The organism is Streptomyces sp. NPDC007164 (assembly GCF_040634135.1).
GTDB lineage: Bacteria > Actinomycetota > Actinomycetes > Streptomycetales > Streptomycetaceae > Streptomyces > Streptomyces sanglieri.
Map to the genome: position 1 here is coordinate 24,858 of NZ_JBEYFB010000022.1, position 25,506 is coordinate 50,363.

19 protein-coding genes are annotated in these 25,506 nt (G+C 70.1%); 13 read left to right on the plus strand and 6 right to left on the minus strand.

The window, feature by feature from the left end:
- Window positions 1-56 precede the first annotated feature (56 nt).
- Window positions 57-1,226 (minus strand): hypothetical protein, encoded by a 1,170-nt coding sequence (locus ABZ622_RS25100; RefSeq protein WP_360546726.1) that lies wholly within the window; start codon window positions 1,224-1,226, stop codon window positions 57-59.
- 269 nt (window positions 1,227-1,495) lie between these two features.
- Window positions 1,496-2,716 (minus strand): hypothetical protein, encoded by a 1,221-nt coding sequence (locus ABZ622_RS25105; RefSeq protein WP_360546728.1) that lies wholly within the window; start codon window positions 2,714-2,716, stop codon window positions 1,496-1,498.
- Window positions 2,717-3,044: 328 nt separating this feature from the next.
- On the opposite strand from ABZ622_RS25105, the gene ABZ622_RS25110 reads away from it, so the two are divergent.
- Genes ABZ622_RS25110 through ABZ622_RS25130 form a run of 5 tightly spaced genes read left to right on the plus strand, consistent with a single transcriptional unit; the run spans window position 3,045 to window position 11,161 of the window.
- Window positions 3,045-4,424: a diaminobutyrate--2-oxoglutarate transaminase family protein gene (locus ABZ622_RS25110; RefSeq protein WP_360546730.1), complete on the plus strand. Its 1,380-nt coding sequence runs from the start codon at window positions 3,045-3,047 to the stop codon at window positions 4,422-4,424.
- A gap of 29 nt (window positions 4,425-4,453) precedes the next feature.
- Window positions 4,454-6,343 (plus strand): IucA/IucC family protein, encoded by a 1,890-nt coding sequence (locus ABZ622_RS25115; RefSeq protein ID WP_360546732.1) that lies wholly within the window; start codon window positions 4,454-4,456, stop codon window positions 6,341-6,343.
- Window positions 6,344-6,387: 44 nt separating this feature from the next.
- Entirely contained in the window at window positions 6,388-7,203 is an 816-nt protein-coding gene (locus ABZ622_RS25120; protein WP_360546735.1) for a GNAT family N-acetyltransferase, read from the plus strand.
- Between the two features lie 60 nt (window positions 7,204-7,263).
- A complete protein-coding gene (locus tag ABZ622_RS25125; RefSeq protein ID WP_360546737.1) occupies window positions 7,264-9,159 on the plus strand; it encodes an IucA/IucC family siderophore biosynthesis protein in 1,896 nt (631 codons plus the stop codon).
- 31 nt (window positions 9,160-9,190) lie between these two features.
- On the plus strand, window positions 9,191-11,161 hold the full coding sequence (locus ABZ622_RS25130; protein WP_360546739.1) for an ATP-dependent DNA helicase: 1,971 nt from the start codon (window positions 9,191-9,193) through the stop codon (window positions 11,159-11,161).
- 82 nt (window positions 11,162-11,243) lie between these two features.
- Here ABZ622_RS25130 and lexA read toward each other — a convergent pair whose 3' ends face one another.
- On the minus strand, window positions 11,244-12,038 hold the full coding sequence (lexA, locus tag ABZ622_RS25135) for a transcriptional repressor LexA (protein WP_072488421.1): 795 nt from the start codon (window positions 12,036-12,038) through the stop codon (window positions 11,244-11,246).
- A gap of 520 nt (window positions 12,039-12,558) precedes the next feature.
- Here lexA and nrdR point away from each other — a divergent pair.
- The 5 genes from nrdR to ABZ622_RS25160 all read left to right on the plus strand — a co-directional run bounded on the left by nrdR (window position 12,559) and on the right by ABZ622_RS25160 (window position 19,772).
- Window positions 12,559-13,071, plus strand: a complete 513-nt coding sequence (nrdR, locus tag ABZ622_RS25140) for a transcriptional regulator NrdR (RefSeq protein ID WP_266911355.1) — start codon at window positions 12,559-12,561, stop codon at window positions 13,069-13,071.
- A 160-nt stretch (window positions 13,072-13,231) separates the two neighbouring features.
- Window positions 13,232-16,126, plus strand: coding sequence for a vitamin B12-dependent ribonucleotide reductase (locus tag ABZ622_RS25145; RefSeq protein ID WP_360546741.1), 2,895 nt, complete (start codon window positions 13,232-13,234; stop codon window positions 16,124-16,126).
- 179 nt (window positions 16,127-16,305) lie between these two features.
- Window positions 16,306-16,749, plus strand: a complete 444-nt coding sequence (locus tag ABZ622_RS25150; RefSeq protein ID WP_360546743.1) for a helix-turn-helix transcriptional regulator — start codon at window positions 16,306-16,308, stop codon at window positions 16,747-16,749.
- 10 nt (window positions 16,750-16,759) lie between these two features.
- Window positions 16,760-17,170 carry a VOC family protein gene (locus ABZ622_RS25155; protein WP_360546745.1) on the plus strand — a complete coding sequence of 137 codons (411 nt, stop codon included), beginning with the start codon at window positions 16,760-16,762 and terminating at the stop codon, window positions 17,168-17,170.
- Between the two features lie 205 nt (window positions 17,171-17,375).
- Window positions 17,376-19,772 (plus strand): excinuclease ABC subunit UvrA, encoded by a 2,397-nt coding sequence (locus ABZ622_RS25160; protein ID WP_360546747.1) that lies wholly within the window; start codon window positions 17,376-17,378, stop codon window positions 19,770-19,772.
- Between the two features lie 191 nt (window positions 19,773-19,963).
- Here ABZ622_RS25160 and ABZ622_RS25165 read toward each other — a convergent pair whose 3' ends face one another.
- Together ABZ622_RS25165 and ABZ622_RS25170 are read right to left on the minus strand one after the other, a co-directional pair.
- Window positions 19,964-20,500 (minus strand): TerD family protein, encoded by a 537-nt coding sequence (locus tag ABZ622_RS25165; protein WP_360546749.1) that lies wholly within the window; start codon window positions 20,498-20,500, stop codon window positions 19,964-19,966.
- Window positions 20,501-20,663: 163 nt separating this feature from the next.
- Window positions 20,664-21,620, minus strand: a complete 957-nt coding sequence (locus ABZ622_RS25170) for a DUF1152 domain-containing protein (protein WP_360546751.1) — start codon at window positions 21,618-21,620, stop codon at window positions 20,664-20,666.
- Window positions 21,621-21,719: 99 nt separating this feature from the next.
- On the opposite strand from ABZ622_RS25170, the gene ABZ622_RS25175 reads away from it, so the two are divergent.
- Entirely contained in the window at window positions 21,720-22,325 is a 606-nt protein-coding gene (locus tag ABZ622_RS25175) for a YdbC family protein (RefSeq protein WP_360546753.1), read from the plus strand.
- Window positions 22,326-22,438: 113 nt separating this feature from the next.
- Here ABZ622_RS25175 and ABZ622_RS25180 read toward each other — a convergent pair whose 3' ends face one another.
- Window positions 22,439-23,098 (minus strand): TetR/AcrR family transcriptional regulator, encoded by a 660-nt coding sequence (locus ABZ622_RS25180; RefSeq protein ID WP_360546755.1) that lies wholly within the window; start codon window positions 23,096-23,098, stop codon window positions 22,439-22,441.
- Between the two features lie 136 nt (window positions 23,099-23,234).
- On the opposite strand from ABZ622_RS25180, the gene ABZ622_RS25185 reads away from it, so the two are divergent.
- Together ABZ622_RS25185 and ABZ622_RS25190 are read left to right on the plus strand one after the other, a co-directional pair.
- The gene (locus ABZ622_RS25185; protein WP_360546881.1) at window positions 23,235-24,812 is read left to right on the plus strand and encodes an ABC-F family ATP-binding cassette domain-containing protein; all 1,578 of its coding nucleotides are present in this window, start codon (window positions 23,235-23,237) and stop codon (window positions 24,810-24,812) included.
- A gap of 25 nt (window positions 24,813-24,837) precedes the next feature.
- A complete protein-coding gene (locus ABZ622_RS25190; protein ID WP_360546757.1) occupies window positions 24,838-25,497 on the plus strand; it encodes a histidine phosphatase family protein in 660 nt (219 codons plus the stop codon).
- Window positions 25,498-25,506 lie beyond the last annotated feature (9 nt).

Consider the following 25,506-nt stretch of genomic DNA (forward strand, 5'->3'; position numbering starts at 1 on the left):
ACTAGAACTCAAGACCCAGGGGCGGGCCTTCGGTTGTCACGGGGTAACGGCCGCCGTCAGCGGCCGGCGAACTTCTCGCTCATCGTGGTGAAGACGTCCTTGGCGCCCGGGCCCAGGTGGGGGCCGGCCAGCCAGCCCGAAGTCACCGGTCCGATGGACGTGTTGGAGACCAGCACCGACTTGCCGCCACTGCCCTTGCGGAACCAGCCGCCGCCGGACGACCCACCGGTCATGCTGCAGCCGATGCGGTACATCGCCGGAGTGCTCGGGCTGATGGAGAGCCGCCCGGGGCGGTCGACGCACTTGTGCATGATCAGGCCGTCGTACGGGGGAGCGGCAGGGTATCCCCAGGCGCCCATGGCATCGATCCGCGAGATCTCGGGGGCGTCGAAGTCGACCGCCAGGGCGTTGCCCACAGTCTCCTCCAGGGACTTGGTGCCCTTCTCCGGCTTCACGTGCAGCACCGCGTAGTCGTAGGGGGCACCCTCGCCCCCGGTGGGGCCGCCGTCGGCGAGCCATTCACCCGAGGTCGTCGCCCAGTCCGCCCAGTACGCGCCGTACGGGGCGATCTCCTGCGGCTGCGCGTTCTCCAGCGCGGCGGCGGACTTGCCCTGGTCGTTGTACGCGGGCACGAAGACGATGTTGCGGTACCAGCCGCCCTTCGAACCGGCGTGCACACAGTGTCCGGCGGTCCACACCAGGTTGGACCTGCCGGGGTTCTCCGGGTCCTTGACGACCGTGCCCGAGCAGACCATCGAGCCCTCGGGGGAGTCGAAGAAAACCTTGCCGACGGGGGCCGCGTAGTCGTGGTACGGCGTCTTCTCACGCTCGGCCCGCACCGGGGCGGGCTCCGGGTCGCTGACGCCCTGACCGCCGGAGACGTCGCCGGCCGCCATGGTCTTGGCCGGGTCCTTGGCCGACTTCATCCGGTCGGGCTTCCACAGCCCCTCGATGACCGGGTTGACGAAGTCCTTGGCCTCACGCAGCCACTTGTCCTTGTCCCAGTTCTTCCACTCGCCGTCCTTCCACTTCTCCGGGTCGACACCGTGCTTCTTCAGCGTCTCGGCCAGACCGTCGGGCAGGGAGCCGCCGGCGTCCTGGCCACCCGCGGAGTCGGCGGCGGGCTTGCCGGTCGCGTTGTCCTCGCTCGGGCCACAGGCCGTGGCCGTCAGCGCGAGCGCGGCGACCAGACCGGTCGCGGCGAGCAGCGGACGTATGGATCGCATGGAAAGGGTTCCCCCTGAGATTTCCGAAATTGCCATGAACGTGTCATGCGGTTCGGTGGCCGGACCGGCGGCCACCGAAGATGCAGGGGCCCACCCTATGACGGCTTGGAGCATGTCCCTGCCACGGCGGCACGGCCCGCAGGAGGCGCGGCCGCCCGGCGGCGCCGCACGACGGACAGCGGCCCCCGGCGCGCAACTGCCGCGCCGGGGGCCCCTGATGTGCCATCACCGTCACCGTTCCCGGAACCGGGCCGGGTGACGGGCCGTCATCACTGTCCCGCGTACTTCTTGCTGACCGACTCGTAGACGCCCTTGGCCTCCTTGCCGAACCGCGGCCCGGCCAGCCAGCCCGCGGTCACCGGCCCGATGGAGGTGTTCGAGACCAGCGCGGGCTTGCCGTCCTGCCCGTCCGCGACCCAGCCGCCGCCGGACGACCCACCGGTCATCGTGCACCCGATGCGGTACATCGTCGGGTCCTGCGCGGTCAGCGAGAGCCGGCCCGGCTTGTCCGTGCACTGGAACGCCTTCTGGCCGTCGTACGGCGGAGCGGCCGGGAAGCCGGTCGCCGTCATGCCGGCGATCTTCGGCACGGCCGGGGCGTTGAACTCGACCGGCAGCGCGGAACCGACCGTCTCCTCCAGGGACTTGCCCGTCGAACCCTTCTCCGGCGTCACGTGCAGCACCGCGAAGTCGTACGGCGCGCCCAGCCCGCCCGTCGAGGAGCCCTGCGAGATCCACTGGTCCGACGTCTGCGCCCAAGTGCCCCACCACACGCCGTAGGGGGCGATCTCCTGCTTGGTCGCCTTCTTCAGCTCGGCCAGCGACAGACCCTGGTTGTTGTACGACGGCACGAAGGCGATGTTGCGGTACCAGCCGCCCTTCTTGCCGGCGTGCACACAGTGCCCGGCGGTCCACACCAGGTTGGACTTCCCGGGGTGTGCCGGGTCCTTCACCACGGTCGCGGAACAGACCATGGAGCCCTCGGGGCCGTCGAAGAGCAGCTTCCCGGACTCGGCGGCGTTGGCGTGGTACGGCGTCCGGACGCCTGCGGCGCGGACCGGCGCGGGCGTCGGGTCCGTCACGCCGACGTCACCCGAGATGTCGTTGTCGACCGGCTTCTCCGGCGACTTGTCCGCGTCCCGCATCCGGTCCGGGTCCCACAGGTCCTCGATGATCGGGTTGACGAAGTCCTTGGCCTCCCGCAGCCACTTGTCCTTGTCCCAGTTCTTCCACTCGCCGTCCTTCCACTGGTCGAGATCGATCCCGTGTTCCTTCAGCCGGTCCTTCAGGTCGTCCGGGATGGTGATCTTTCCGTCCGAGGACTGGCCGGCGGGAACGCTCGGCTTGTCACTCGCGTTGTCCTCCTCGGGACCGCAGGCGGTGGCGGTCAACGCGAGCACCGCGGTGGCCGCGGCCACGGCGAGCACCGACGAGGACCGGCGACGTGCCCTCCCCTGACGTGCGGCGAGCGCCGGTCGAATGAGTCGCATGTGGTGATCCCCCTGGGACTTCGTAACTCAACACTTCTGTACTGCACTGCGGTACTGCTCCGAGCCACCTGCTCCGAACACCCTGCTGACCCTCGGACGACTTTCCGAGGCCTGTGCGGCCCCCCACTATGCCGGTGCCGATGGGGACGGCGAGCGGCAGGGCCGTGGTTCCGCGTCCGCAAGGATCTTCCGATTTACCCGTGATCCGCCGTGCCCGGCGTCGTTGGTACGTGCAAGGGACTCGGGAACAGCGTTCGTCCCCGCAGTCCGCCCGTGCGCCGGCGTACCGATGTGCAACGCAACCGTTACAGCAGGAGGACCAACAGCCGTGGCCGTGACCGAACCAGCCCCGGTGGCAGCACCGGCTGTGCACGAGGGGATCCTGCGCCGCCAGTCGCTGCGCGAATCCGCCGCCCGGACCTATGCGCGCTCACTGCCGATCGTGCCGGTGCGGGCCCGGGGGCTGACCATCGAGGGCGCCGACGGGCGCCGATACCTCGACTGTCTCTCCGGAGCCGGCACCCTGGCGCTCGGACACAACCACCCGGTCGTCCTGGAGGCCATCAAGAAGGTCATCGACTCGGGTGCGCCGCTGCATGTGCTCGACCTCGCCACCCCGGTCAAGGACGCCTTCACCACGGAGCTGTTCGCCACCCTGCCTCGGCAGTTCGCCGACGACGCCCGGATCCAGTTCTGCGGACCGGCGGGCACGGACGCGGTCGAGGCGGCGTTCAAGCTGGTCCGCGGCGCGACCGGCCGCAGCGGCCTCCTCGCCTTCACCGGCGCCTACCACGGGATGACGGAAGGGGCCCTCGCCGCCTCGGGCGGCGCCGAGGACGTACGGGTGACCAGGCTGCCCTTCCCGCGCGACTACCGCTGCCCCTTCGGTATCGGCGGCGAGCGCGGCGCGCAGATCGCCGCCCGGTGGACCGAGAACCTCCTGGACGATCCCAAGGGCGGCACCCCGGCACCGGCCGGGATGATCCTCGAACCGGTGCAGGGGGAGGGCGGCGTGAACCCCGCCCCCGACGGCTGGATGCGCCGGATGCGCGAGATCTCCGAGGCCCGGGACATCCCTCTGATCGCCGACGAGGTCCAGACGGGCGTCGGCCGCACCGGCGCCTTCTGGGCGGTCGAGCACAGCGGGATCGTGCCCGACGTGATGGTGCTCTCCAAGGCCATCGGCGGTTCCCTCCCGCTCGCCGTGATCGTCTACCGCTCCGAACTCGACACCTGGCAGCCGGGCGCCCACGCCGGCACCTTCCGGGGCAACCAGCTCGCGATGGCAGCGGGCACGGCCACCCTCGCCTTCGTACGGGAGAACCGCCTCGCCGAGCGCGCCGCGACCCTCGGCGCCCGCATGCTCGCCCGCCTCCAGGCGCTCGCCACCGACCACCCCACCATCGGTGACGTACGCGGACGCGGCCTGATGATCGGCGTCGAGCTGGTCGACCCGGAGGCCGCCGTGTCCGGTGACAGCCCCGAGCCGCCGCCCGCCCCCGCCCTGGCCCTCGCCGTCCAGCAGGAGTGCCTGCGCCGCGGGCTCATCGTCGAACTCGGCGGACGCCACTCCACCGTCGTCCGCCTGCTCCCTCCCCTCACGCTCACCGACGAACAGGCGACAGCGGTCGTGGACCGCCTCGCCGACGCCCTGGCAGCCGCCGAGCGCCTGCCGTACCACCGCACCACGACCGGGTCGATCCGCTGACCCCGGACACCTTCACAAGAAAGACCGCCGTGAACTCCACCCCCGCGCCCCAGGCCGACGGCTCGCCCCCCACCCACCAGCGAGGGCAGACCGGGCACACCGGCCCGCTCGTCCTGGAGCAGTCCGCCGTGCCGCGCCAGATGACGGCACCGCACGACGAGCGCCGCACCCCGAAGTCCAGGGCCACCGGCGGGGCGCCGGCCGACCCGCTCGACCACCCGGACCCACTGCGGGCCGCCGACCTGGCAGGCGCGGAGAACCTGCTGCGCTGCTGGGTTCGGGAGACCGGCCTGGCCGGGCCGGACGGGCCCACACTCCGCATCCCGCTCCCCGCCAGCGGCACGGCCCTGCTCGTTCCCGTCCTCTACTGGTCGGTCACGGGCTGGCACCGCTTCGGCCCACCCGCCCTGGAGGGGGCGCCCGAAGGAGCACCGTCCGCCGACGCCGTCACCGTCGCCGCCCTGCTGGGCCGCGAGGCCGGCCGGGACGAGGGGGCCGACATGGTGGCCCGGGTCGCCGACTCGGTACGCCGTACCGCCGGATTCATCGCCGAGCGGCGCCGTGCACCCCACGCCCCGGCCGAAGCGGACCTCTTCCTCACCGCGGAGCAGTCGCTGCTGCTCGGCCACCCGCAACACCCCACCCCCAAGAGCCGCGAGGGGCTCTCCGACGCCGAATCGCGCCTCTACTCTCCCGAGTCGCACGGCTCCTTCGCGCTGAACTGGATGGCTGTCGACCGGTCCGTGCTGGCCACCGACTCCGCCTGGACCGACGGAGGCCGTCCGGTGCCGGCCACGGAACTGGTCACCGCGCACGCCCGGGGGCTGCGCCTCCCCGACAACACCGCACCGATTCCGCTCCACCCCTGGCAGGCCCGCGAACTCGTACACCGCCCCGAAGTCGCCGCGCTGCTCGACGCCGGACTCCTCCACGACCTGGGACCGCACGGCGAACGCTGGCACCCCACCTCGTCCGTACGCACCGTGCACCGGCCCGGTGCCGAGGTCATGCTCAAGCTCTCCCTCGGCGTTCGCATCACCAACTCCCGCCGGGAGAACCTCCGCAAGGAACTCCACCGCGGAGTGGAGGTCCACCGGCTGCTCCGCAGCGGACTCGCCACCCAGTGGCACGCCGCCCGTCCGGGCTTCGACATCGTCCGCGACCCCGCCTGGCTGGCCGTCGACGGCCCGGACGGCTCGCCCGTCCAGGGTCTCGATGTGATGCTCCGCCACAATCCGTTCGGGCCGCACGACGACGCGGTCTGCATCGCGGCGCTGACCGCCCCCCGCCCCTGGCCGGGCAGGGCGGGCATGCACTCACGACTCGCCGAGATCGTGCTCTCCCTGGCCGCCGCCACCGGGCGGACCGTGGGCGCCGTCGCCGCCGAGTGGTTCCTGCGCTACCTGGACCGCGTCGTGGGCCCCGTGCTCTGGCTCGACGCCCACGCGGGCGTGGCACTCGAAGCGCACCAGCAGAACACCCTGGTGATGCTCGGCCCCGAGGGCTGGCCCGTCGGCGGCCGGTACCGCGACAACCAGGGCTACTACTTCCGCGAGTCCCACCGCACAGCGCTGGAACAGCGGCTCGCCGGCATCGGATCGGTCAGCGACACCTTCGTCTCCGACGAGGTCACCGACGAACGCTTCGCCTACTACCTGGGCATCAACAACGTGTTCGGCCTGATCGGAGCGTTCGGCGCCCAGCACCTCGCCGACGAACGCGTACTCATCGCGGCCTTCCGCCGATTCCTCCGCTCATCCGCGGCGCTGGGTTCACCGCTCCCCACACACCTGCTGGAAAAGACCCACCTGCGGTGCAAGGCCAATCTGCTGACCCGGATGCACGGCCTTGACGAACTGGTCGGTCCCGTCGACACCCAGTCCGTCTACGTCACCATTGCCAACCCCCTTTGTGCCTGAAGGGACATGATTACCGCCTGAACCGCCGAGAGGAGAGCAACACCGTGGCTCCCGCCGATGCGCACACCGACGCCGGGACCGGTCCTGCCCCGCAGTCCGACACAGGTGCCGAGGACACCCTGGACCTGGAGCTCTCCGAAGAAATCCTCGCGCTGTTCGGGGAGGACCCCCCGGCCGGCGAGGCGAGGCGCCCGCTGCCCGGCGCACCCGCGTCACCCGCGTCGTCCGTTCCGGGCGGCGCGGGCCCGGCGGCGCGGGCCCGGCCGGCCATGAGCAGGGCGGCCGCCTCCGACCTGCTCGACCACCCGGCCGACTGGCGACCGGTCACCACCCCGGCCGGAGTCTTCCAGCTCGTCCCCGTACGGCTCGAACGTGATCTCGCCGTACTGACCCGCTGGATGAACGACCCCGCCGTCGCGGCCTTCTGGGAGCTCGCCGGACCCGAAGCCGTCACGGCCGCCCATCTGCGCCCCCAACTGGAGGGCGACGGACGCAGCGTCCCCTGCCTCGGCGTGCTGGCGGGCGTCCCCATGAGCTACTGGGAGATCTACCGCGCGGATCTCGACCCGCTGGCACGTCACTACCCGGCCCGTCCGCAGGACACCGGGATCCACCTGCTCATCGGCGGTGTGCACAACCGCGGGCAAGGCGTCGGGACCACTCTGCTGCGCGCCGTCGCCGGCCTCGTGCTCGACAACCGCCCCCGGTGCGCGCGTGTTGTCGCGGAGCCCGATCTGCGTAACACCCCGTCCGTCTCAGCCTTTCTGAGTGCCGGATTCCGCTTCTCTGCGGAACTCGAACTCCCCGACAAACGAGCTGCCCTGATGGTCCGCGACCGAATCCACCGTGCCCAACTGTGAACGAACTGCTGCCCAATTCACCCCGCTCGAACCCCATCGGTTCCACCCCGAGGAGTCCCCGTGCCGAAATATCCCGCGAGCCATGATTCAGCGGAGTCCGCCGAGCTGCTCAGCACGCCAGAACTGAACCGGGAGGTCTGGGACGGAGCCGCCGCCCGGCTGCTCGCGAAGATGCTCGGTCAATTCGCCTACGAGGAAGTCGTCGAGCCGGTCGCTCAGAACGGCCCGGACGATACCTACACCCTCGGACTCGATGACGGAAAATGTCTCGTCTTCAGTGCCAGGCGGGGCGTGTACGGGAGTTGGCACATCGCCCCCGACTCGATTCTGGAGATGCCCGGGAGGGCCTCCGGGACGCCGGACGGCGAGCCGGGCCGGAATTCGGGGCCGGACGCCGGAGCCGTGCCCTTCCGCGATCCGCTCCAGTTCCTCGTCCGCGCCCGACATCTCCTCGACATCGACGGCGCCACCCTCGGGCACCTGATCCGCGAGATCACCACCACCCTCACCGCCGACGCCCGGCTCGACCACACCGCGCTCCCCGCGGCCCGGCTGGCCGACCTCGACTACGCCGAGCTGGAGGGCCACCAGACCGGCCACCCCTGGCTCGTCGCCAACAAGGGCCGCCTCGGTTTCTCCGCCGCCGACGCCGCCCGCCACACCCCCGAGGCCCGCAAGCCCCTCACGCTGCCGTGGATCGCGGTCTCCACAAGGATCGCCGCCTACCGCGGAGTGGCCGCGCTGGCCGGCCCGGAGCGGCTGTACGCGCAGGAGCTCGACCCCTCGGTCCACGACTCCTTCGCCGCCGTGCTCCGTGCCCGCGGCCTCGATCCCGCCGGCTACCTCTTCCTTCCCGTGCATCCCTGGCAGTGGGACGAATGGATCGTTCCGGTCTTCGCCCCCGCGATCGCCGCCGGTGACATCGTTCCGCTCCACCCCGACGCGGACCTCAGGCTCGCCCAGCAGTCCATCCGCACCTTCAGCAACGTGGCCCGCCCGGACCGGCACACCGTCAAGCTGCCGCTGTCGATCCTCAACACACTGGTCTGGCGCGGGCTGCCCACCGAACGCACCCTCGCGGCCCCCGCCGTCACCGCCTGGGTCCACGGCCTGCGCGACCAGGACGCGTTTCTGCGCGACACCTGCGGGGTCATCCTGCTGGGCGAGGTGGCCTCGGTGACCGTCGAGCACCCGCTCTACGACCACCTTCCCGAGGCCCCGTACCAGTTCAAGGAGATCCTCGGCGCGATCTGGCGTGAACCCCTCCAGCCCCGGCTCGCCCCCGGCGAGCGGGCCCGGACGCTCGCCTCGCTGCTCCACACCGACCCGCAGGGCCGCGCCTTCACGGCCGAGCTCGTCGCCCGGTCCGGGCTGACACCCACCACCTGGCTGACCCGCCTCTTCGCCGCGATGCTGCCGCCGCTGCTGCACTTCCTCTACCGGTACGGCACGGTCTTCTCCCCGCACGGCGAGAACGCCATCGTGGTCTTCGACGAGCACGACGTACCGGTGCGGCTGGCGATCAAGGACTTCGTCGACGATGTGAACGTCAGCGCCCGGCGGCTGCCGGAGCACGAGTCGATGCCCGAGGACGTACGCCGGACGCTGCTCACCGAGGAACCCTCCTTCCTCATCCAGTTCATCCACTCCGGACTCTTCGTCGGGGTGTTCCGCTTCCTCTCCCCGCTCTGCGAGGAACAGCTGGGGGTCCTGGAGGCCGATTTCTGGTCACTCGTCCGGGCCGAGATCCTGCGCCACCACGCCCGCTTCCCCGAGCTCAAGGAGCGGTTCGAGATGTTCGACCTGCTGACACCCCGCATCGAACGCCTCTGTCTGAACCGCAACCGCCTGCACGTCGACGGCTACCGGGACCGCCCCCAGCGCCCGCACGCGGCCGTCCACGGGACCGTTCCCAACCCGCTCCACCCCGCCGCCGGTGTCCGGGAGTGTCCCTGATGTCAGTGGCGCCCCGTACGCTGGTCGGGCTATGACGAAGCCATCCCTCCCCGAGCTCCTGCACGCCGCCGTGACCGCCGTCGGCGGTACGGAACGACCTGGTCAGGCCGCCATGGCCGGGGCCGTCGCAGAGGCCGTCGACGACAATTCCCATCTGCTCGTCCAGGCCGGTACCGGCACGGGCAAGTCCCTCGGCTATCTGGTGCCCGCGCTGGCGCACGGGGAGCGGGTCGTGGTGGCCACGGCGACGCTGGCGCTCCAGCGCCAGCTCGTGGAGCGCGACCTTCCGCGGACGGTCGACGCACTGCATCCCCTGCTGCGCAGGCGCCCCGATTTCGCCATGCTCAAGGGGCGGTCCAACTACCTCTGCCTGCACCGGCTCCACGAAGGGGTGCCGCAGGACGAGGAGGAAGGGCTCTTCGACCAGTTCGAGGCCGCCGCCCCGTCGAGCAAGCTCGGCCAGGACCTGCTGCGGCTGCGCGACTGGTCGGACGACACCGAGTCCGGCGACCGCGACGACCTCACTCCCGGGGTCTCCGACCGTGCCTGGGCACAGGTCTCCGTCTCCTCCCGCGAATGCCTGGGCGCCGGCAAGTGCGCGTACGGCGCGGAGTGCTTCGCCGAGCTCGCCCGGGAGCGGGCCAAGCTCGCCGATGTCGTCGTCACCAATCACGCCCTGCTGGCCATCGACGCCATCGAAGGTGCGCCGGTGCTCCCGCAGCACGAGGTGCTGATCGTCGACGAGGCCCATGAGCTGGTCTCCAGGGTCACCGGGGTGGCCACCGGCGAGCTCACCCCCGGCCAGGTCAACCGCGCGGTGCGCCGAGCGGCGAAGCTGGTCAACGAGAAGGCCGCCGACGCCCTGCAGACCGCGTCGGAGGGGTTCGAGCGGGTCATGGAGCTGGCGCTCCCCGGCCGTCTGGAAGAGGTCCCCGAGGACCTCGGCTACGCACTGCTGGCGCTCCGCGACGCCGCGCGTACCGTGATCTCGGCCCTGGGCAACACCCGGGACAAGTCCGTCCAGGACGAGGACGCCGTCCGCAAGCAGGCCCTGGCGGCGGTGGAGACGATCCACGGTGTCGCCGAGCGCATCACCCAGGGCTCGGAGTACGACGTCGTCTGGTACGAGCGCCACGACCGCTTCGGCGCCTCCCTGCGGGTCGCGCCGCTCTCCGTCTCCGGGCTGCTGCGCGAGAAGCTCTTCACCGAGCGGTCCGTCGTCCTGACCTCCGCCACGCTCAAGCTCGGCGGGGATTTCAACGGGGTGGGGGCCTCGCTCGGCCTCGCCCCCGAAGGCACCGCGGGCGACGACCTTCCGCAGTGGAAGGGGCTCGACGTCGGCTCGCCGTTCGACTATCCGAAGCAGGGCATCCTGTACGTCGCCAGGCATCTGGCCACGCCGGGGCGGGAGGGTTCCCGCACCGACATGCTGGACGAGCTCGCCGAGCTGGTGGAGGCGGCGGGCGGGCGGACCCTCGGGCTGTTCTCCTCCATGCGGGCGGCCCAGGGCGCCGCGGAGGAGCTGCGTGGCAGGCTGGACAAGCCGATCCTGCTCCAGGGCGAGGAGACGCTCGGTGAGCTGATCAAGAACTTCGCCGCCGACCCCGAGACCTGCCTCTTCGGCACGCTGTCGCTATGGCAGGGCGTCGATGTGCCGGGGGCCAGCTGCCAGTTGGTGATCATGGACCGGATCCCGTTCCCGCGCCCCGACGATCCGCTGATGAGCGCGCGCCAGAAGGCGGTCGAGGAGGCGGGCGGCAATGGGTTCATGGCCGTCGCGGCGACGCATGCCGCGTTGCTGATGGCGCAGGGGGCCGGCCGGCTGGTCCGGGCCACCGGCGACAAGGGTGTGGTCGCCGTACTCGATCCGCGCCTGGCCAATGCCCGGTACGGCAGCTATCTGCGTGCCTCGCTGCCCGACTTCTGGTACACCACCGACCGGAATCAGGCGCGCCGCTCGCTCGCGGCGATCGACGCGGCGGCCAAGGCCGACGGCAAGTAGGGCGCATCGGGCGTCCGGCGGCATGGGCAGGGCCCCGGGATCGGCGCAGTGGATCCCGGGGCCCGGTCAGAACCGGCGGGCTTCACACCCGCCGCAGCACCGCCACCACCTTGCCGAGGATCGTCGCCTCGTCGCCCGGGATCGGCTGGTACGCGGAGTTGTGCGGGAGCAGCCAGACATGGCCGTCCTCCCGCTTGAAGCGCTTGACCGTGGCCTCACCGTCCAGCATGGCCGCCACAATGTCGCCGTTCTCCGCGACGGGCTGGCGGCGCACGGTGACCCAGTCGCCGTCACAGATCGCCGCCTCGATCATCGAGTCACCGACGACCTTGAGCACGAACAGCTCGCCGTCGCCGACGAGCTGGCGGGGGAGCGGAAAGACGTCCTCGACCGACTCCTCGGCGAGGATCGGGCCACCGGCGGCGATCCGGCCGACCAGCGGCACGTACGACGCGGCGGGCTTGCCGGTCGTGTCGGTGGGCTGCGAGCTGGGCTGGTCCGAACCGCGGACCTCGTACGCCCGCGGACGGTGCGGATCGCGGCGCAGGAACCCCTTGCGCTCCAGGGCCATCAGCTGATGGGCGACGGAGGACGTGCTGGACAGGCCCACCGCCTGACCGATCTCCCGCATCGAGGGCGGATATCCGCGCCGCTGCACGGAATCCCGGATCACCTCGATCACGCGCCGCTGCCGGTCCGTGAGCCCCGAGCTGTCCGCCCGGATTCCAGGAGGTCGACCGGGCAATGAGCGCGCTGGACGCGCGGGCTCTGGCCCCTCCATGTTCGTGACTGAGTCATTCATGGCATGCACCGGCTCGAATCGGCTCTGGGAGCGGTCCTGGGCAGTGATGGTGGCACTGTCTGCGGTGGTGGTCACGTCGGCCCCTCTCGAATGGTCTCCCTAGCTGGACAACGGTAGTAGCTTTCGAAAGGTTGCGCCAAACACACGTTCGAGTGAAAAACGAATAAAAGTCTGCCGCGTGTTCTCTGCCGGGTGTATGTGCGATGGCCGAGGGGCCTGGGGCGCGCCGCGGGCGGCCCGCAATTCGGGCTTTCACGGTAGCGGCCGCCGGTGCGGAGCCGCCATGTGGGGTGGCCGTCGGGCCGTTGTTCGAGTCCGACAGCCGGGGCCCCGTAATCCTGGCGGCCGGACCGTTCCCGTAACCTCGTACGCGGCCGTACGCTGCCTGCCGGTCGCTCGTGATGCGCGACACGCGGTAGGGCCGAATGCGCACCCAAACCCAAGATCTAGTGGTTGGATTGCTCCGGCCACCCAGAAGTTGTGGTCCCCGGTCCGCCGGGGGTGTGGCCATCGCCTATGCTTGAGGCAGCTTCGAGGGGCCCCGGCGGGCCCTGAAGAGGCTATTCAGTCGTGCTGTGAAGGAGGGTTGGGAGCCATGCACTGCCCCTTCTGCAGGCACCCCGACAGCCGGGTCGTCGACAGTCGCACCACCGACGACGGCACGTCGATCCGACGCCGCCGCCAGTGCCCCGACTGCTCCCGCCGTTTCACGACGGTGGAGACCTGTTCGCTGATGGTGGTGAAGCGCAGCGGCGTGACCGAACCCTTCAGTCGCACCAAGGTCATCTCCGGCGTGCGCAAGGCGTGTCAGGGCCGGCCGGTCACCGAGGACGCCCTCGCCAAGCTCGGCCAGCGGGTCGAGGAGGCGGTGCGCGCCACCGGCAGTGCCGAGCTGACCACGCATGACGTGGGCCTGGCGATCCTCGGCCCCCTGCAGGAACTCGACCTCGTCGCGTATCTGCGCTTCGCGTCCGTGTACCGGGCGTTCGACACACTCGAAGACTTCGAGGCCGCCATCGCGGAACTCCGCGAGCGGCGGCCTCGCGTGGAAGGACGCGGGAGCGGCGAGATCCTTGAGGTCCCCGTTCCCGCCGTCGCCGCCGACTGATCGGCACCGGCCGACCGACACGGTTCCGTGGATCGGCGGCAGGGCGGCTTCATAGACCTGCTCCGGGCGCTCTGCGTGGCGTCCGAGGCATCAGAGACAGACTGTGCCCCGGGAAGTTCTGGGCACTTCAGGGTGTTTTTGCCCACATATGGGAGGCGGCATGACAGAGACGGCGAGCGGCCCGGCACGAGGTTCCCGAGTCAAGGGAGCCAAGTCGAGCAAGGGTCTGCGCATCGAGCGCATCCACACCACCCCCGGCGTACATCCGTACGACGAGGTGGCGTGGGAGCGCCGTGACGTCGTCATGACCAACTGGCGCGACGGCTCGATCAACTTCGAGCAGCGTGGCGTCGAGTTCCCCGACTTCTGGTCGGTGAACGCGGTCAACATCGTCACCAGCAAGTACTTCCGCGGGGCCGTCGGCACCCCGCAGCGCGAGACCGGTCTGCGACAGCTGATCGACCGGATCGTGAAGACGTACCGCAAGGCCGGCGAGGACCACGGTTACTTCGCCTCTCCCGCGGACGCCGAGATCTTCGAGCACGAGCTGGCGTACGCCCTCCTGCACCAGATCTTCAGCTTCAACTCGCCGGTCTGGTTCAACGTCGGCACGCCCCAGCCGCAGCAGGTCTCCGCCTGCTTCATCCTGGCCGTCGACGACTCCATGGAGTCGATCCTCGACTGGTACAAGGAAGAGGGCATGATCTTCAAGGGCGGCTCCGGCGCCGGCCTGAACCTCTCCCGTATCCGCTCCTCCAAGGAGCTGCTCTCCTCCGGCGGCAACGCCTCCGGCCCGGTCTCCTTCATGCGCGGTGCCGACGCCTCCGCCGGAACGATCAAGTCCGGTGGCGCCACCCGCCGCGCGGCCAAGATGGTCATCCTCGACGTCGACCACCCCGACATCGAGAACTTCATCGAGACCAAGGTGAAGGAGGAGGAGAAGATCCGCGCCCTGCGCGACGCGGGCTTCGACATGGACCTGGGCGGCGACGACATCACGTCCGTCCAGTACCAGAACGCCAACAACTCGGTCCGCGTGAACGACGAGTTCATGAAGGCCGTCGAGTCCGGGGGCAAGTTCGGGCTGCGCGCCCGGATGACCGGTGACGTCATCGAAGAGGTCGAGGCCAAGTCCCTCTTCCGCAAGATGGCCGAGGCCGCCTGGGCCTGTGCCGACCCCGGTATCCAGTACGACGACACCATCAATGCCTGGCACACCTGCCCGGAGTCCGGCCGGATCAACGGCTCGAACCCGTGCAGCGAGTACATGCACCTGGACAACACCTCGTGCAACCTCGCCTCGCTGAACCTGATGAAGTTCCTCAAGGACGACGGCAAGGGCAACCAGTCCTTCGAGTCCGAGCGCTTCGCCAAGGTCGTCGAGCTGGTCATCACCGCGATGGACATCTCCATCTGCTTCGCGGACTTCCCGACCCAGAAGATCGGTGAGAACACCCGCGCCTTCCGCCAGCTCGGCATCGGCTACGCCAACCTCGGCGCCCTGCTGATGGCGACCGGCCACGCCTACGACAGCGACGGCGGCCGCGCCCTCGCCGGTGCCATCACCTCGCTGATGACCGGCACCTCGTACAAGCGCTCCGCCGAGCTCGCCGCGGTCGTCGGCGCGTACGACGGCTACGCCCGCAACGCCGATCCGCACCAGCGCGTCATGAAGCAGCACGCCGACGCCAATGCCGCGGCCGTCCACGTGGACGACCTGGACAACCCGATCTGGGCCGCCGCGACGGAGGCCTGGCAGGACGTGATCCGGCTCGGCGCGAAGAACGGTTTCCGCAATGCGCAGGCCTCGGTCATCGCGCCCACCGGCACCATCGGTCTCGCCATGTCCTGCGACACCACCGGCCTTGAGCCCGACCTCGCCCTGGTCAAGTTCAAGAAGCTGGTCGGCGGCGGCTCGATGCAGATTGTCAACGGCACCGTCCCGCAGGCCCTGCGCCGCCTGGGCTACCAGGAGGAGCAGATCGAGGCGATCGTCGCCCACATCGCCGAGCACGGCAATGTGATCGACGCCCCCGGCCTGAAGACCGAGCACTACGAGGTCTTCGACTGCGCGATGGGCGAGCGTTCCATCTCCGCGATGGGTCACGTGCGCATGATGGCCGCGATCCAGCCGTGGATCTCCGGCGCGCTCTCCAAGACGGTGAACCTGCCGGAGACGGCCACCGTCGAGGACGTCGAAGAGGTCTACTTCGAGGCGTGGAAGATGGGCGTCAAGGCGCTCGCGATCTACCGCGACAACTGCAAGGTCGGCCAGCCCCTCTCCGCGAAGACCAAGGAGAAGGAGAAGGAGGCGGTCACCGCCAAGGCCGAGGAGACCATCCGTACCGCGGTCGAGAAGGTCGTCGAGTACCGCCCGGTCCGCAAGCGTCTGCCCAAGGGCCGTCCCGGCATCACCACCTCCTTCACGGTGGGCGGCGCCGAGGGCTACATGACCGCCAACTCCTACCCGGACGACGGTCTCGGCGAGGTCTTCCTGAAGATGTCCAAGCAGGGCTCCACCCTCGCGGGCATGATGGACGCCTTCTCCATCGCCGTCTCGGTCGGCCTGCAGTACGGCGTCCCGCTGGAGACGTACGTCTCGAAGTTCACCAACATGCGCTTCGAGCCGGCCGGCATGACGGACGACCCGGACGTGCGGATGGCGCAATCGATCGTCGACTACATCTTCCGCCGCCTCGCGCTGGACTTCCTGCCCTTCGAGACCCGCTCGGCGCTCGGCATCCACTCGGCCGAGGAGCGCCAGCGGCACCTCGACACGGGTTCGTACGAGCCCTCCCTCGAGGACGAGGAGCTGGACATCGAGACCCTGGCCCAGTCCGCCCCGGTGCGGACGGAGCCGCTGAAGGCGGTGGCCGCGGTGCAGGAGGCGGAGAAGCCCGCCCCGAAGACCGCGCACACCTCGGCGGAGCTCGTCGAGATGCAGCTGGGCATCAGCGCGGACGCGCCGCTCTGCTTCTCCTGCGGTACGAAGATGCAGCGCGCCGGTTCCTGCTACATCTGCGAGGGCTGCGGCTCGACCAGCGGTTGCAGCTGACCGCCCGCGCGTTCGCGCCGGGCGCACCGTTGTGCATGATGTGTCCGGGCGGCTGAACCACAGCCCGGGGAGGGCGTCGACTTCCGGTCGGCGCCCTTCCGGCGTGCTCCGGTCGGGACCGCGCAGGGTGCCGTCCGGTCTGCGTGCGGCGGCACCCGCGGTGTGGCACGATCTCGCAGATGACCAGCAGACCCGATGAGGCGCAGCGCCTGCGCGACCTTGCGCGGTTGCGCCGGGTCCGTGACCGGATGGACCGGGAGTTCGACCAGCCGCTGGACGTCGAGGCGCTCGCCCGTGGCGTGCACATGTCGGCGGGGCACCTGAGCCGCGCGTTCCGGCAGGCGTACGGCGAGTCTCCGTACGGCTACCTGATGACGCGGCGCATCGAGCGGGCGATGGCGCTGCTGCGGCGCGGTGATCTCAGCGTCACGGAGGTATGTTTCACGGTCGGCTGCTCGTCGCTGGGCACCTTCAGCACGCGCTTCACCGAGCTGGTCGGCATGCCCCCCAGCGCCTACCGCCGAGAGGCCGAGCGGGCCACCGCGGGCCTGCCGTCGTGCGTCGCGAAGCAGGTGACCAGACCGGTCAGGAATCGAGAAGCGCGGCCACCGGGCCACGAATAGCGTGACGCTCATGGACCTCACGATTCACACGAGCTTCCTTCCGCACCACGACCCGGACGCCTCGCTGGCCTTCTACCGCGACGTCCTGGGCTTCGAGATCCGTAACGACGTCGGATTCGGCGGGATGCGCTGGATCACGGTCGGCCCCACCGGCCGGCCCGGCACGTCGATCGTCCTGCACCCGCCGGCCGCCGACCCCGGTGTCACCGAGGACGAGCGACGTACCATCACCGAGATGATGGCCAAGGGCACCTACGCCATCATCACCCTGGCCACCCCCGACCTCGACGGCACCTTCGACCGGCTGCAGGCCGGCGGCGCCGAGGTCGTCCAGGAGCCGACCGAGCAGCCGTACGGGATCCGCGACTGCGCCTTCCGCGATCCCGCGGGCAACCTCATCCGCATCAACGAGGTGCGCTGAACCGTCCGGCGACCGCGGGCCAGGACCCGCGCGAGCCGCTGCACGACGGGGCGTCGGCCGGCCCGACGCCCCGTTCCCACGCCGTACGAAGCCGGTGACGAGACCGGTGGGATCCGGTTGCATCCGGTGACGGAACCGCTGATACCGAGCCGGGCGACGCAGACAGAGACCGCCGCGGCGGTTCCGCCCGACAGATGGAGACACGATGAGCATGGCCAAGAGGACGGACCCGCAGTCGCCTGCGCCGCACGCCGCCGACAGTCACGACCTGATCCGCGTGCACGGCGCGCGCGTGAACAACCTCAAGGACGTCAGCATCGAGATCCCGAAGCGCCGGCTGACGGTGTTCACCGGGGTCTCCGGTTCGGGCAAGAGCTCACTGGTGTTCGGCACCATCGCCGCGGAGTCGCAGCGGCTGATCAACGAGACGTACAGCGCCTTCGTGCAGGGCTTCATGCCGACCCTGGCGCGGCCCGAGGTCGATGTGCTCGACGGCCTGACCACCGTGATCACCGTCGATCAGCAGCGCCTGGGCGCCGACCCCCGTTCCACGGTCGGCACCGCCACCGACGCCAACGCGATGCTGCGTATCCTCTTCAGCCGGCTGGGCAAGCCGCACATCGGCTCGCCCCAGGCGTTCTCCTTCAACGTCGCCTCGGTCCAGGCGAGTGGTGCGTTCAAGGTCGATCGCGGTGCCGACCGGACCAGGACCGTCAAGCGGACCTTCACCCGCACCGGCGGCATGTGTACGCGCTGCGAAGGCCGGGGCACGGTCTCGGACATCGACCTCACCCAGCTCTACGACGACTCCAAATCGCTCTCCGAGGGCGCGTTCACCATTCCCGGCTGGAAGTCGGACAGCTTCTGGACCGTGCGGGTCTACGCCGAGTCCGGGCTCCTCGACCCGGACAAGCCGATCCGTAAATTCACCAAGAGGGAGATGCAGGACTTCCTCTACCGGGAGCCGACCAAGGTGAAGGTCGAGGGCGTCAACCTCACCTATGAAGGGCTGATCCCCAAGATCCAGAAGTCGTTCCTGTCCAAGGACAAGGAGGCGTTGCAGCCGCACATCCGGGAGTTCGTGGAGCGGGCGGTCACCTTCACCACCTGCCCCGAGTGCGACGGCAGCCGGCTCAGCGCCGAAGCCCGGTCGTCCAAGATCGCGAAGCTGAGCATCGCCGACGCCTGCGCCATGCAGATCAGCGACCTGGCCGAGTGGGTGCGCGGCCTCGACGACCCCTCCGTGGCCCCGCTGCTCGCCGCGCTGCAGCGGACCCTCGACTCGTTCGTGGAGATCGGACTCGGCTACCTCTCGCTCGACCGGCCGTCGGGCACGCTGTCGGGCGGCGAGGCGCAGCGCGTCAAGATGATCCGCCACCTCGGCTCCTCGCTCACCGATGTCACCTATGTCTTCGACGAGCCCACCATCGGCCTGCACCCCCATGACATCCAGCGGATGAACGACCTGCTGCTGCGGCTCCGGGACAAGGGCAACACGGTGCTGGTCGTGGAGCACAAGCCGCAGACGATCGCGATCGCCGACCACGTCGTCGACCTCGGCCCCGGCGCGGGCACGGCGGGAGGCACCGTCTGCTTCGAGGGCACCGTGGAGGGGCTGCGCGCCGGCGACACCGTCACCGGCCGCCACCTCGACGACCGGGCGGCCGTCAAGAAGACGGTGCGCAAGCCCACCGGGGCACTGGAGGTCCGGGGCGCGAGCGCACACAACCTTCAGGGCGTCGACGTCGACATCCCGCTCGGCGTGCTGACCGTCATCACCGGCGTCGCGGGCTCCGGCAAGAGCTCGCTGGTGCACGGGTCCATCCCCGCGGGCGCGGAGGTGGTCTCGGTCGACCAGGGCGCCATCCGCGGTTCGCGGCGGAGCAACCCGGCGACGTACACCGGGCTGCTCGACCCGATCCGCAAGGCGTTCGCGAAGGCCAACGGTGTGAAGCCGGCGCTGTTCAGTCCCAACTCCGAGGGTGCCTGCCCGACCTGCAACGGCGCCGGTGTCATCTACACCGATCTGGCGATGATGGCGGGCGTCGCCACCACCTGCGAGGAGTGCGAGGGGAGGCGGTTCCAGGCCTCGGTGCTCGACCACCACTTCGGGGGCCGCGACATCAGCGAGGTGCTTTCGATGTCGGTGACCGAGGCCGAGGAGTTCTTCGGCGCCGGCGAGGCGCGCACACCGGCCGCGCACCGGATTCTGGAGCGGCTCGCCGACGTCGGTCTCGGCTACCTCAGCCTCGGGCAGCCGCTGACCACGCTGTCCGGCGGTGAGCGCCAGCGGCTGAAGCTGGCGACCCACATGGCCGACAAGGGCGGTGTGTACGTCCTGGACGAGCCGACCACCGGGCTCCACCTCGCCGATGTCGAGCAACTGCTCGGACTGCTCGACCGGCTCGTCGACTCCGGGAAGTCGGTCATCGTCGTCGAGCACCACCAGGCGGTCATGGCGCATGCCGACTGGATCATCGACCTGGGCCCCGGCGCCGGTCACGACGGCGGCCGGATCGTCTTCGAGGGCACCCCCGCCGACCTCGTGGCCGCCCGCTCCACCCTCACCGGCGAGCACCTCGCGGCGTACGTGGGCTCCTGACCGGGGGCTGTGCGGCGGGGCTCCGTGGCACGGGCCTCGCGGCGCGGCTTCACAGCGTGGGCTCACGGCGGGTGCCTCGCGGCCCACATCGGTGCTTGCCGGGGCCTCGCGCGGACGTGTGACATGACCGCGCGAGGCCCGGAGTGGTCGTGTTCCCGCAGCATTTGGACGGGACCGGGCGCCGTGACGTGTCACATGCCGGGCGTACGGCTTCCCATCGTCGCGGCGAACGAATCGGGGTCGCCGTCGAAGCCCCGGACCGTGCCGTGGAACTCCCAGGCCCCGGAGGTGCCCCGGACGAACTCGGCCACGGTCGCCGCGGTGGCGTCGCCGACCGCGGAGAAGTCGTCCTCCGAAAGGTTCGTGTAACCCTCCCGGACCTGAACCACGGTGCTCTCTATCCCGGCGAAGGTCTTGTGGCCGTCGCGCTGCTGGATGGCGACCCCGACGACGACCCGTGTGTACGCGGTCGACAGCCGGTTCAGTTCCAGCGTCATCACCTCGTCGAAGCCGAAGCCCTGACCGGTCCTGCTGTCGCGGTTGAGGGTGATGGTGCCGTCCGGTGAACGGCTGTCGAAGTGCACGAGGTACGCGGGGCTGCCGTACGGCGCTTCGGCCAGGTAGGTCCCCGCGATTATGTCGAGGTCATGGGGCGGAGCACCATGAGGGCTGGGATCCCATTTGAGTCTGACTTCGACCTTCTCGATGTCCTTGTTGGGCGTGCTCATCGGACTTGCCTCCCTGGCTTTCCGCTGGGCCGTCGGGCCGTTCGCATCACCCGATCATGTCCGTAACCGGGCGCGGATCCAACCGGCTCGGATTTCGGCGATGGATTCGGGCCATGGGGGCATCGGCCTGCCGGTCCGTCGGGCCGCGGTCCGACGGACCGGTTCAGTGCGGGATGCGGCGCGGCGGTCGCTGCCGGACCTCGTCCCGGAAGTTCTCGATGGCGCTGCTGACCTGACGGATCAGATGGGTGTCCTCGATCCGGTCGAGATAGTGGCAGTTACGGGCCACACCGTCCAGCTCGAACGCGAAGCAGAGGGTCATCAGAGGGTTGATGAAGAGCTCGCTGCCACGCGTGCGCGACGTGAACTGGGCGTTCCCGAAGGCCCCTTGGACGGCGGCGGCTATCGACCCGTTCACGATGCTGGGGTGGTCGGGCGTGTGGCGCTGGGCGTGTGCCACGGCATCGACGAAGAGCGCGCCCTCACGTGTCGTTCGGGACACGGAGAAGGCGCCGAGGAACGAACCGTCGCGTTCGAGCGCGGCGATGTTCTCCAGTACGAGACCGTGGCTCACCCCGTGGTACGCGTCGATGCCGAAGCCGACGGATACGACGAGGCGCTCCGGTACGTCGATCGCGGCGAGCGCGGCGACGCCGGCCAGATCCTCCTCCGGGGTGCCGAGGCCGGATTCGTCCCCGCGCATCAGGATGTCCGTGCCGCCGTCGACCAGGACGACCGCGTCGATGTCGTACTTCTCGATCAACGCCCGGTAGGCCGCGCGGAGCGGCTGTACGCCGACCCGGGAGAAGGCGTGAACCGTGTCAGGGTAGCCGTGCAGTCCGAGCCACTGGGCCAGCGTCCGCTCCGGGAAGTACGCCTGGTGCAGGGCCGTTTCCGGGGTGATGGCGGCGACGTCCGGGGCGAGCCAGGAATCGAGCGGCAGCCCTTCGAGGGCGCTGAACGACAGATTGGCCAGCTGTACGTGCTTGCCCTGGTGGAACAGGGAGAGCGCGATGGGGAGTCCGGCGTAGATGTCGAAGCCGCCGCCGGCCCCCGTGACGAGGACACGTTCCGCGGATTCGAGCCGGGCGAACAGGGGGTTGATGTGCAGCGAGGCCATGGGGACCATTCTGCGATCAACGGCGTTCACTCCGGGCGCACTTCACCGGACTCCACCGGAGCGTGACCCGCGCCGTGCCCGGCACCGTACGATGGCGCGGTGCTGGTCAAGTGGATTCGTTGCACCGTGGTGGACCGTCGAGGTTTTGAACGGGGGCAGCGGAAATGGGTGGAGCTGCCGGGTGCGCCCGGGTTCAAGGGGCGGGGCGGCGGGTGGAGCCGCGAGCATCCGGACGTGGCGCACATCTTCGCCTTCTGGGAGAACCGGGTCTTCTACGACTCGTTCATGGCGCGTTCCCACGACGGACTGGCAGCCGCGCAGTCCGGTACGTACAGCGACATCCAGGTCAAGCTGTTCGAGTACCGCTTCGACGTGAAGACGGGCTTCGAGCCGCGCTTCACCGACGCGGATGTCGTCCGGGTGGCGCACAGCAAGGTGCGCGAGGACCGGGTGGAACACTTCGCGTTGATGCAGGAGCGGGTGTGGAATCCGGCGATGGCCGGATCGCCCGGCATGCTGCGCGGGGTGTTCGGGGAATCGCCGGGTCATGAGTTCCTGGTGTTGTCCATGTGGCAGTCGAGCGCCGAACGTGGCAAGTACCGGGCGGGGAGCATCGAGCGGCTGTCACAACGCACGCAGATCGACGACGACGTCGTGGAACTGGCCGGGGACGTCGTGCAGTTGGAGTCGTCGTGGACGGTGTGACCGGCCCGGCCGGAGAGGTGCGGCCTGAGAGCTGAGCCGGCACCCCGGGCCGACAGCGCTGAGTCGGCAGCCCTGAGCCGGGCGCGCCTGGCCGGAGCGCTGCAGGTGGCCGATCAGGCGGGCTCCGCCGGGGTGTCGAAGACTCCGGCGCGGGCGGCGGCCAGTGCCGCGTCGGCAGCGCGGTCGGCCAGCGCCGCGTTTATCGGCTCGCGGGTGATGAACAGGCTGAAGAACAGGGGCGAGACCACGGCCCTGATGAGCGCCGCGGCGTCCGCGCGCCGGTCCAGCTCGTGCCGGGAGACGGCGCGCGCGACCATCACCTCGCAGCGGGCGAACCGCACTGCGTAGAAGGCGTTCAGCGCCTGCGCGGCGCGCTCGGAATGGAAGGCCGCGGCGATGAACGCGGTCGGTGCGGCCGCTGCGGCGGGATCCTCGAAGGACGCGGCCGTCGTGTGCGCCAGAGCCCGCAGATCTCCTTGCAGGCTTCCGGTGTCGGGCGGTGTCCAGCTGTCCTCTCCGGCCAGGTCCAGGGCGTCCGCGAGGAGCCCTTCGAGGTTGCCCCAGCGGCGGTAGAGGGTGGTCTTGTGGATGCCGGAATGCTCCGCGACGTGGTCGATGGTGAGGCCGGGGTAGCCGTGCTCCACCAGGCCGGTGAGGACGGCGTCACGGACCGCCGCCCGGGTACGCGCGGTCCGGCCGCCCGGACGGCGGGTGCCGGGGGCGAGCGGGGACGCCGTCGGGTCGGTCTCCGGTGCGACTCTCTGTCCAGTCAATTGCTACTCCTGTTGCATTAGTGAGCTTCAGTGTGCCACACTCGCCTTAATGCGACAACGAGTGCGTTAAGTCGCTCTCGATCGACCTGACTCGGAGACGCCCTTGCCCACACAGATCACTCTGCGCGGCGTGACCATGTCCCGCGGCGACCGGCTGTTGCTCGACGATGTCTCGCTCACCGTGCGCCCGGGCGAACGGATCGGCATCGTGGGGGAGAACGGCGCGGGGAAGACGACCCTGCTCCGGCTCCTCGCCGGGCTCGAACGGCCCGACTCCGGCAGCGCGTTCACGGCCGCCGACCGCGGCACCGGCCTGCTGGCCCAGACCCCGCGGCTGCCGCCCGAAAGCACGGTCCAGGACACGATCGACGACGCGCTGACGGAACTGCGCGCGATGGAAAGGAAGTTGCGGGAGACCGAGGCGGACCTCGGCGCGGCCGACGAAGCCGCGCTCGCCGCCTACGGAGAGCTGCTCACCGAGTTCGAGCTGCGCGGCGGATACGAGGCGGACGCCCGCGTCGAAAAGGCGATGCACGGTCTCGGCCTCGCCCGGACAGAGCCGGCCAGGAAGCTCGGCAGCCTCTCCGGCGGCGAGCAGGCAAGACTGGGCCTCGCCTGTCTGATCGCGGCGTCCCCCGAGGTGATGCTGCTCGACGAACCCACCAACCACCTGGACGGAGCCGCGCTCGACTGGCTGGAGGGCACCCTCCGGTCCCACCCCGGCACCGTGATCGCCGTGTCCCACGACCGGATCTTCCTGGAACACGTCGCCACCGCGGTGCTGGAGGTCGACGCCGACCGGCGCACGGTCGTGCGCTACGGGGGTGGCTACGCGGGATTCCGGGCCGAGCGGAGCGCCGCACGGCAACGCTGGGAGCAGTCCTACGCCCAGTGGTGCGAGGAGACCGCACAACTGGAGGAGTACACGGCGACCACCGCCCACGGCGTCGCCGCCGGCCGTGCCATCAAGGACAACAACAAAATGGCGTACGACCGGGCTGCGGGCCGGGTCCAGGCCTCCGTTTCCGGCCGGGTCCGCAACGCTCGCAAGCGCCTGGAGCGGCTGCGGGCGGAGCCCGTCCCCAGGCCGCCGGACCCGCTGCGCTTCGCCGCCCTGCCCAGGGCCGGCGCGACCGCGGGAGAGCTGGTGTCCCTCACCGGCATACGCGTCGGTGACCGGCTCTCCATCGACCGGCTCACCGTGGCGGCAGCCGACAGACTGCTGATCCACGGTGGCAACGGGGCGGGGAAGTCCACCCTGCTCCGGGTCATGGCGGGCGTGCTCGAACCGGACGCGGGGCGCGTCGTCCGGCGCGGCGGGATCGGCTACCTCGCCCAGGAGGTGCCGGTGCACCGCCCGGCGGAGTGCGTGCTCACGGCGTTCGGCCGAGGGCTGCCGCTCACCGAGGACGAGCGGGGGGAACTGCTGTTGTCGTACGGACTGTTCCGCTCCCGGGACCTCCGGGTGCCGGTCGGATCTCTTTCGGCGGGGCAGCGCAGACGGCTCGCCCTCGCCCGTCTGCTGGCCCGGCCCGCGGATCTGCTGCTGCTCGACGAGCCGGCGAATCACCTGGCACTCGGACTCGTACAGGAACTGGAGGAGGCACTGGCCCAGTGGCAGGGGGCGCTGGTGGTGGTCTCGCACGACCGGCTGCTGCGCCGCCGTTTCACCGGAGACATCCGCCGGCTGGAGGCCGGACGACTGCTCGAATGAGCCGCAGCCGATCTAGGGTCGGTACATGGCACGACCGCAACGCATTGTCCTCGTCCGGCACGGGGAGTCCGAGGGAAACGCCGACGACACGGTCTACGAGCGCGAGCCCGACCATGCGCTGCGGCTCACCGCGAGAGGGCTGAGACAGGCCAGGGAGACGGGCGTGCGGCTGCGCGAGTTGTTCGACGGCGAGCGGGTCAGCGTGTACGTCTCGCCCTACCGCCGCACCCACGAGACATTCAGGTCTCTCGGCCTGGACCTGGAGAACGTACGGGTGCGCGAGGAGCCGCGGCTGCGCGAGCAGGACTGGGGGAACTGGCAGGACCGCGACGACGTGCGTCTGCAGAAGGCGTACCGGGACGCGTACGGGCACTTCTTCTACCGCTTCGCGCAGGGGGAGTCCGGAGCCGATGTGTACGACAGGGTCGGGGCCTTCCTGGAGAGCCTGTACCGGAGTTTCGAGGATCCCGGCCATCCGGAGAACGTCCTGCTGGTCACTCACGGACTGACCATGCGTTTGTTCTGCATGCGCTGGTTCCACTGGTCGGTGGCCGAGTTCGAGTCACTGTCCAACCCGGGCAACGGGGAGACCCGCACGCTGATACTCGGTGCGGACGGCCGCTACACCCTTGACCGGCCGTTCGAGCGCTGGCGAACCCCTGAGCCGTACGGCATCACCGGATAGAGTGGAAGG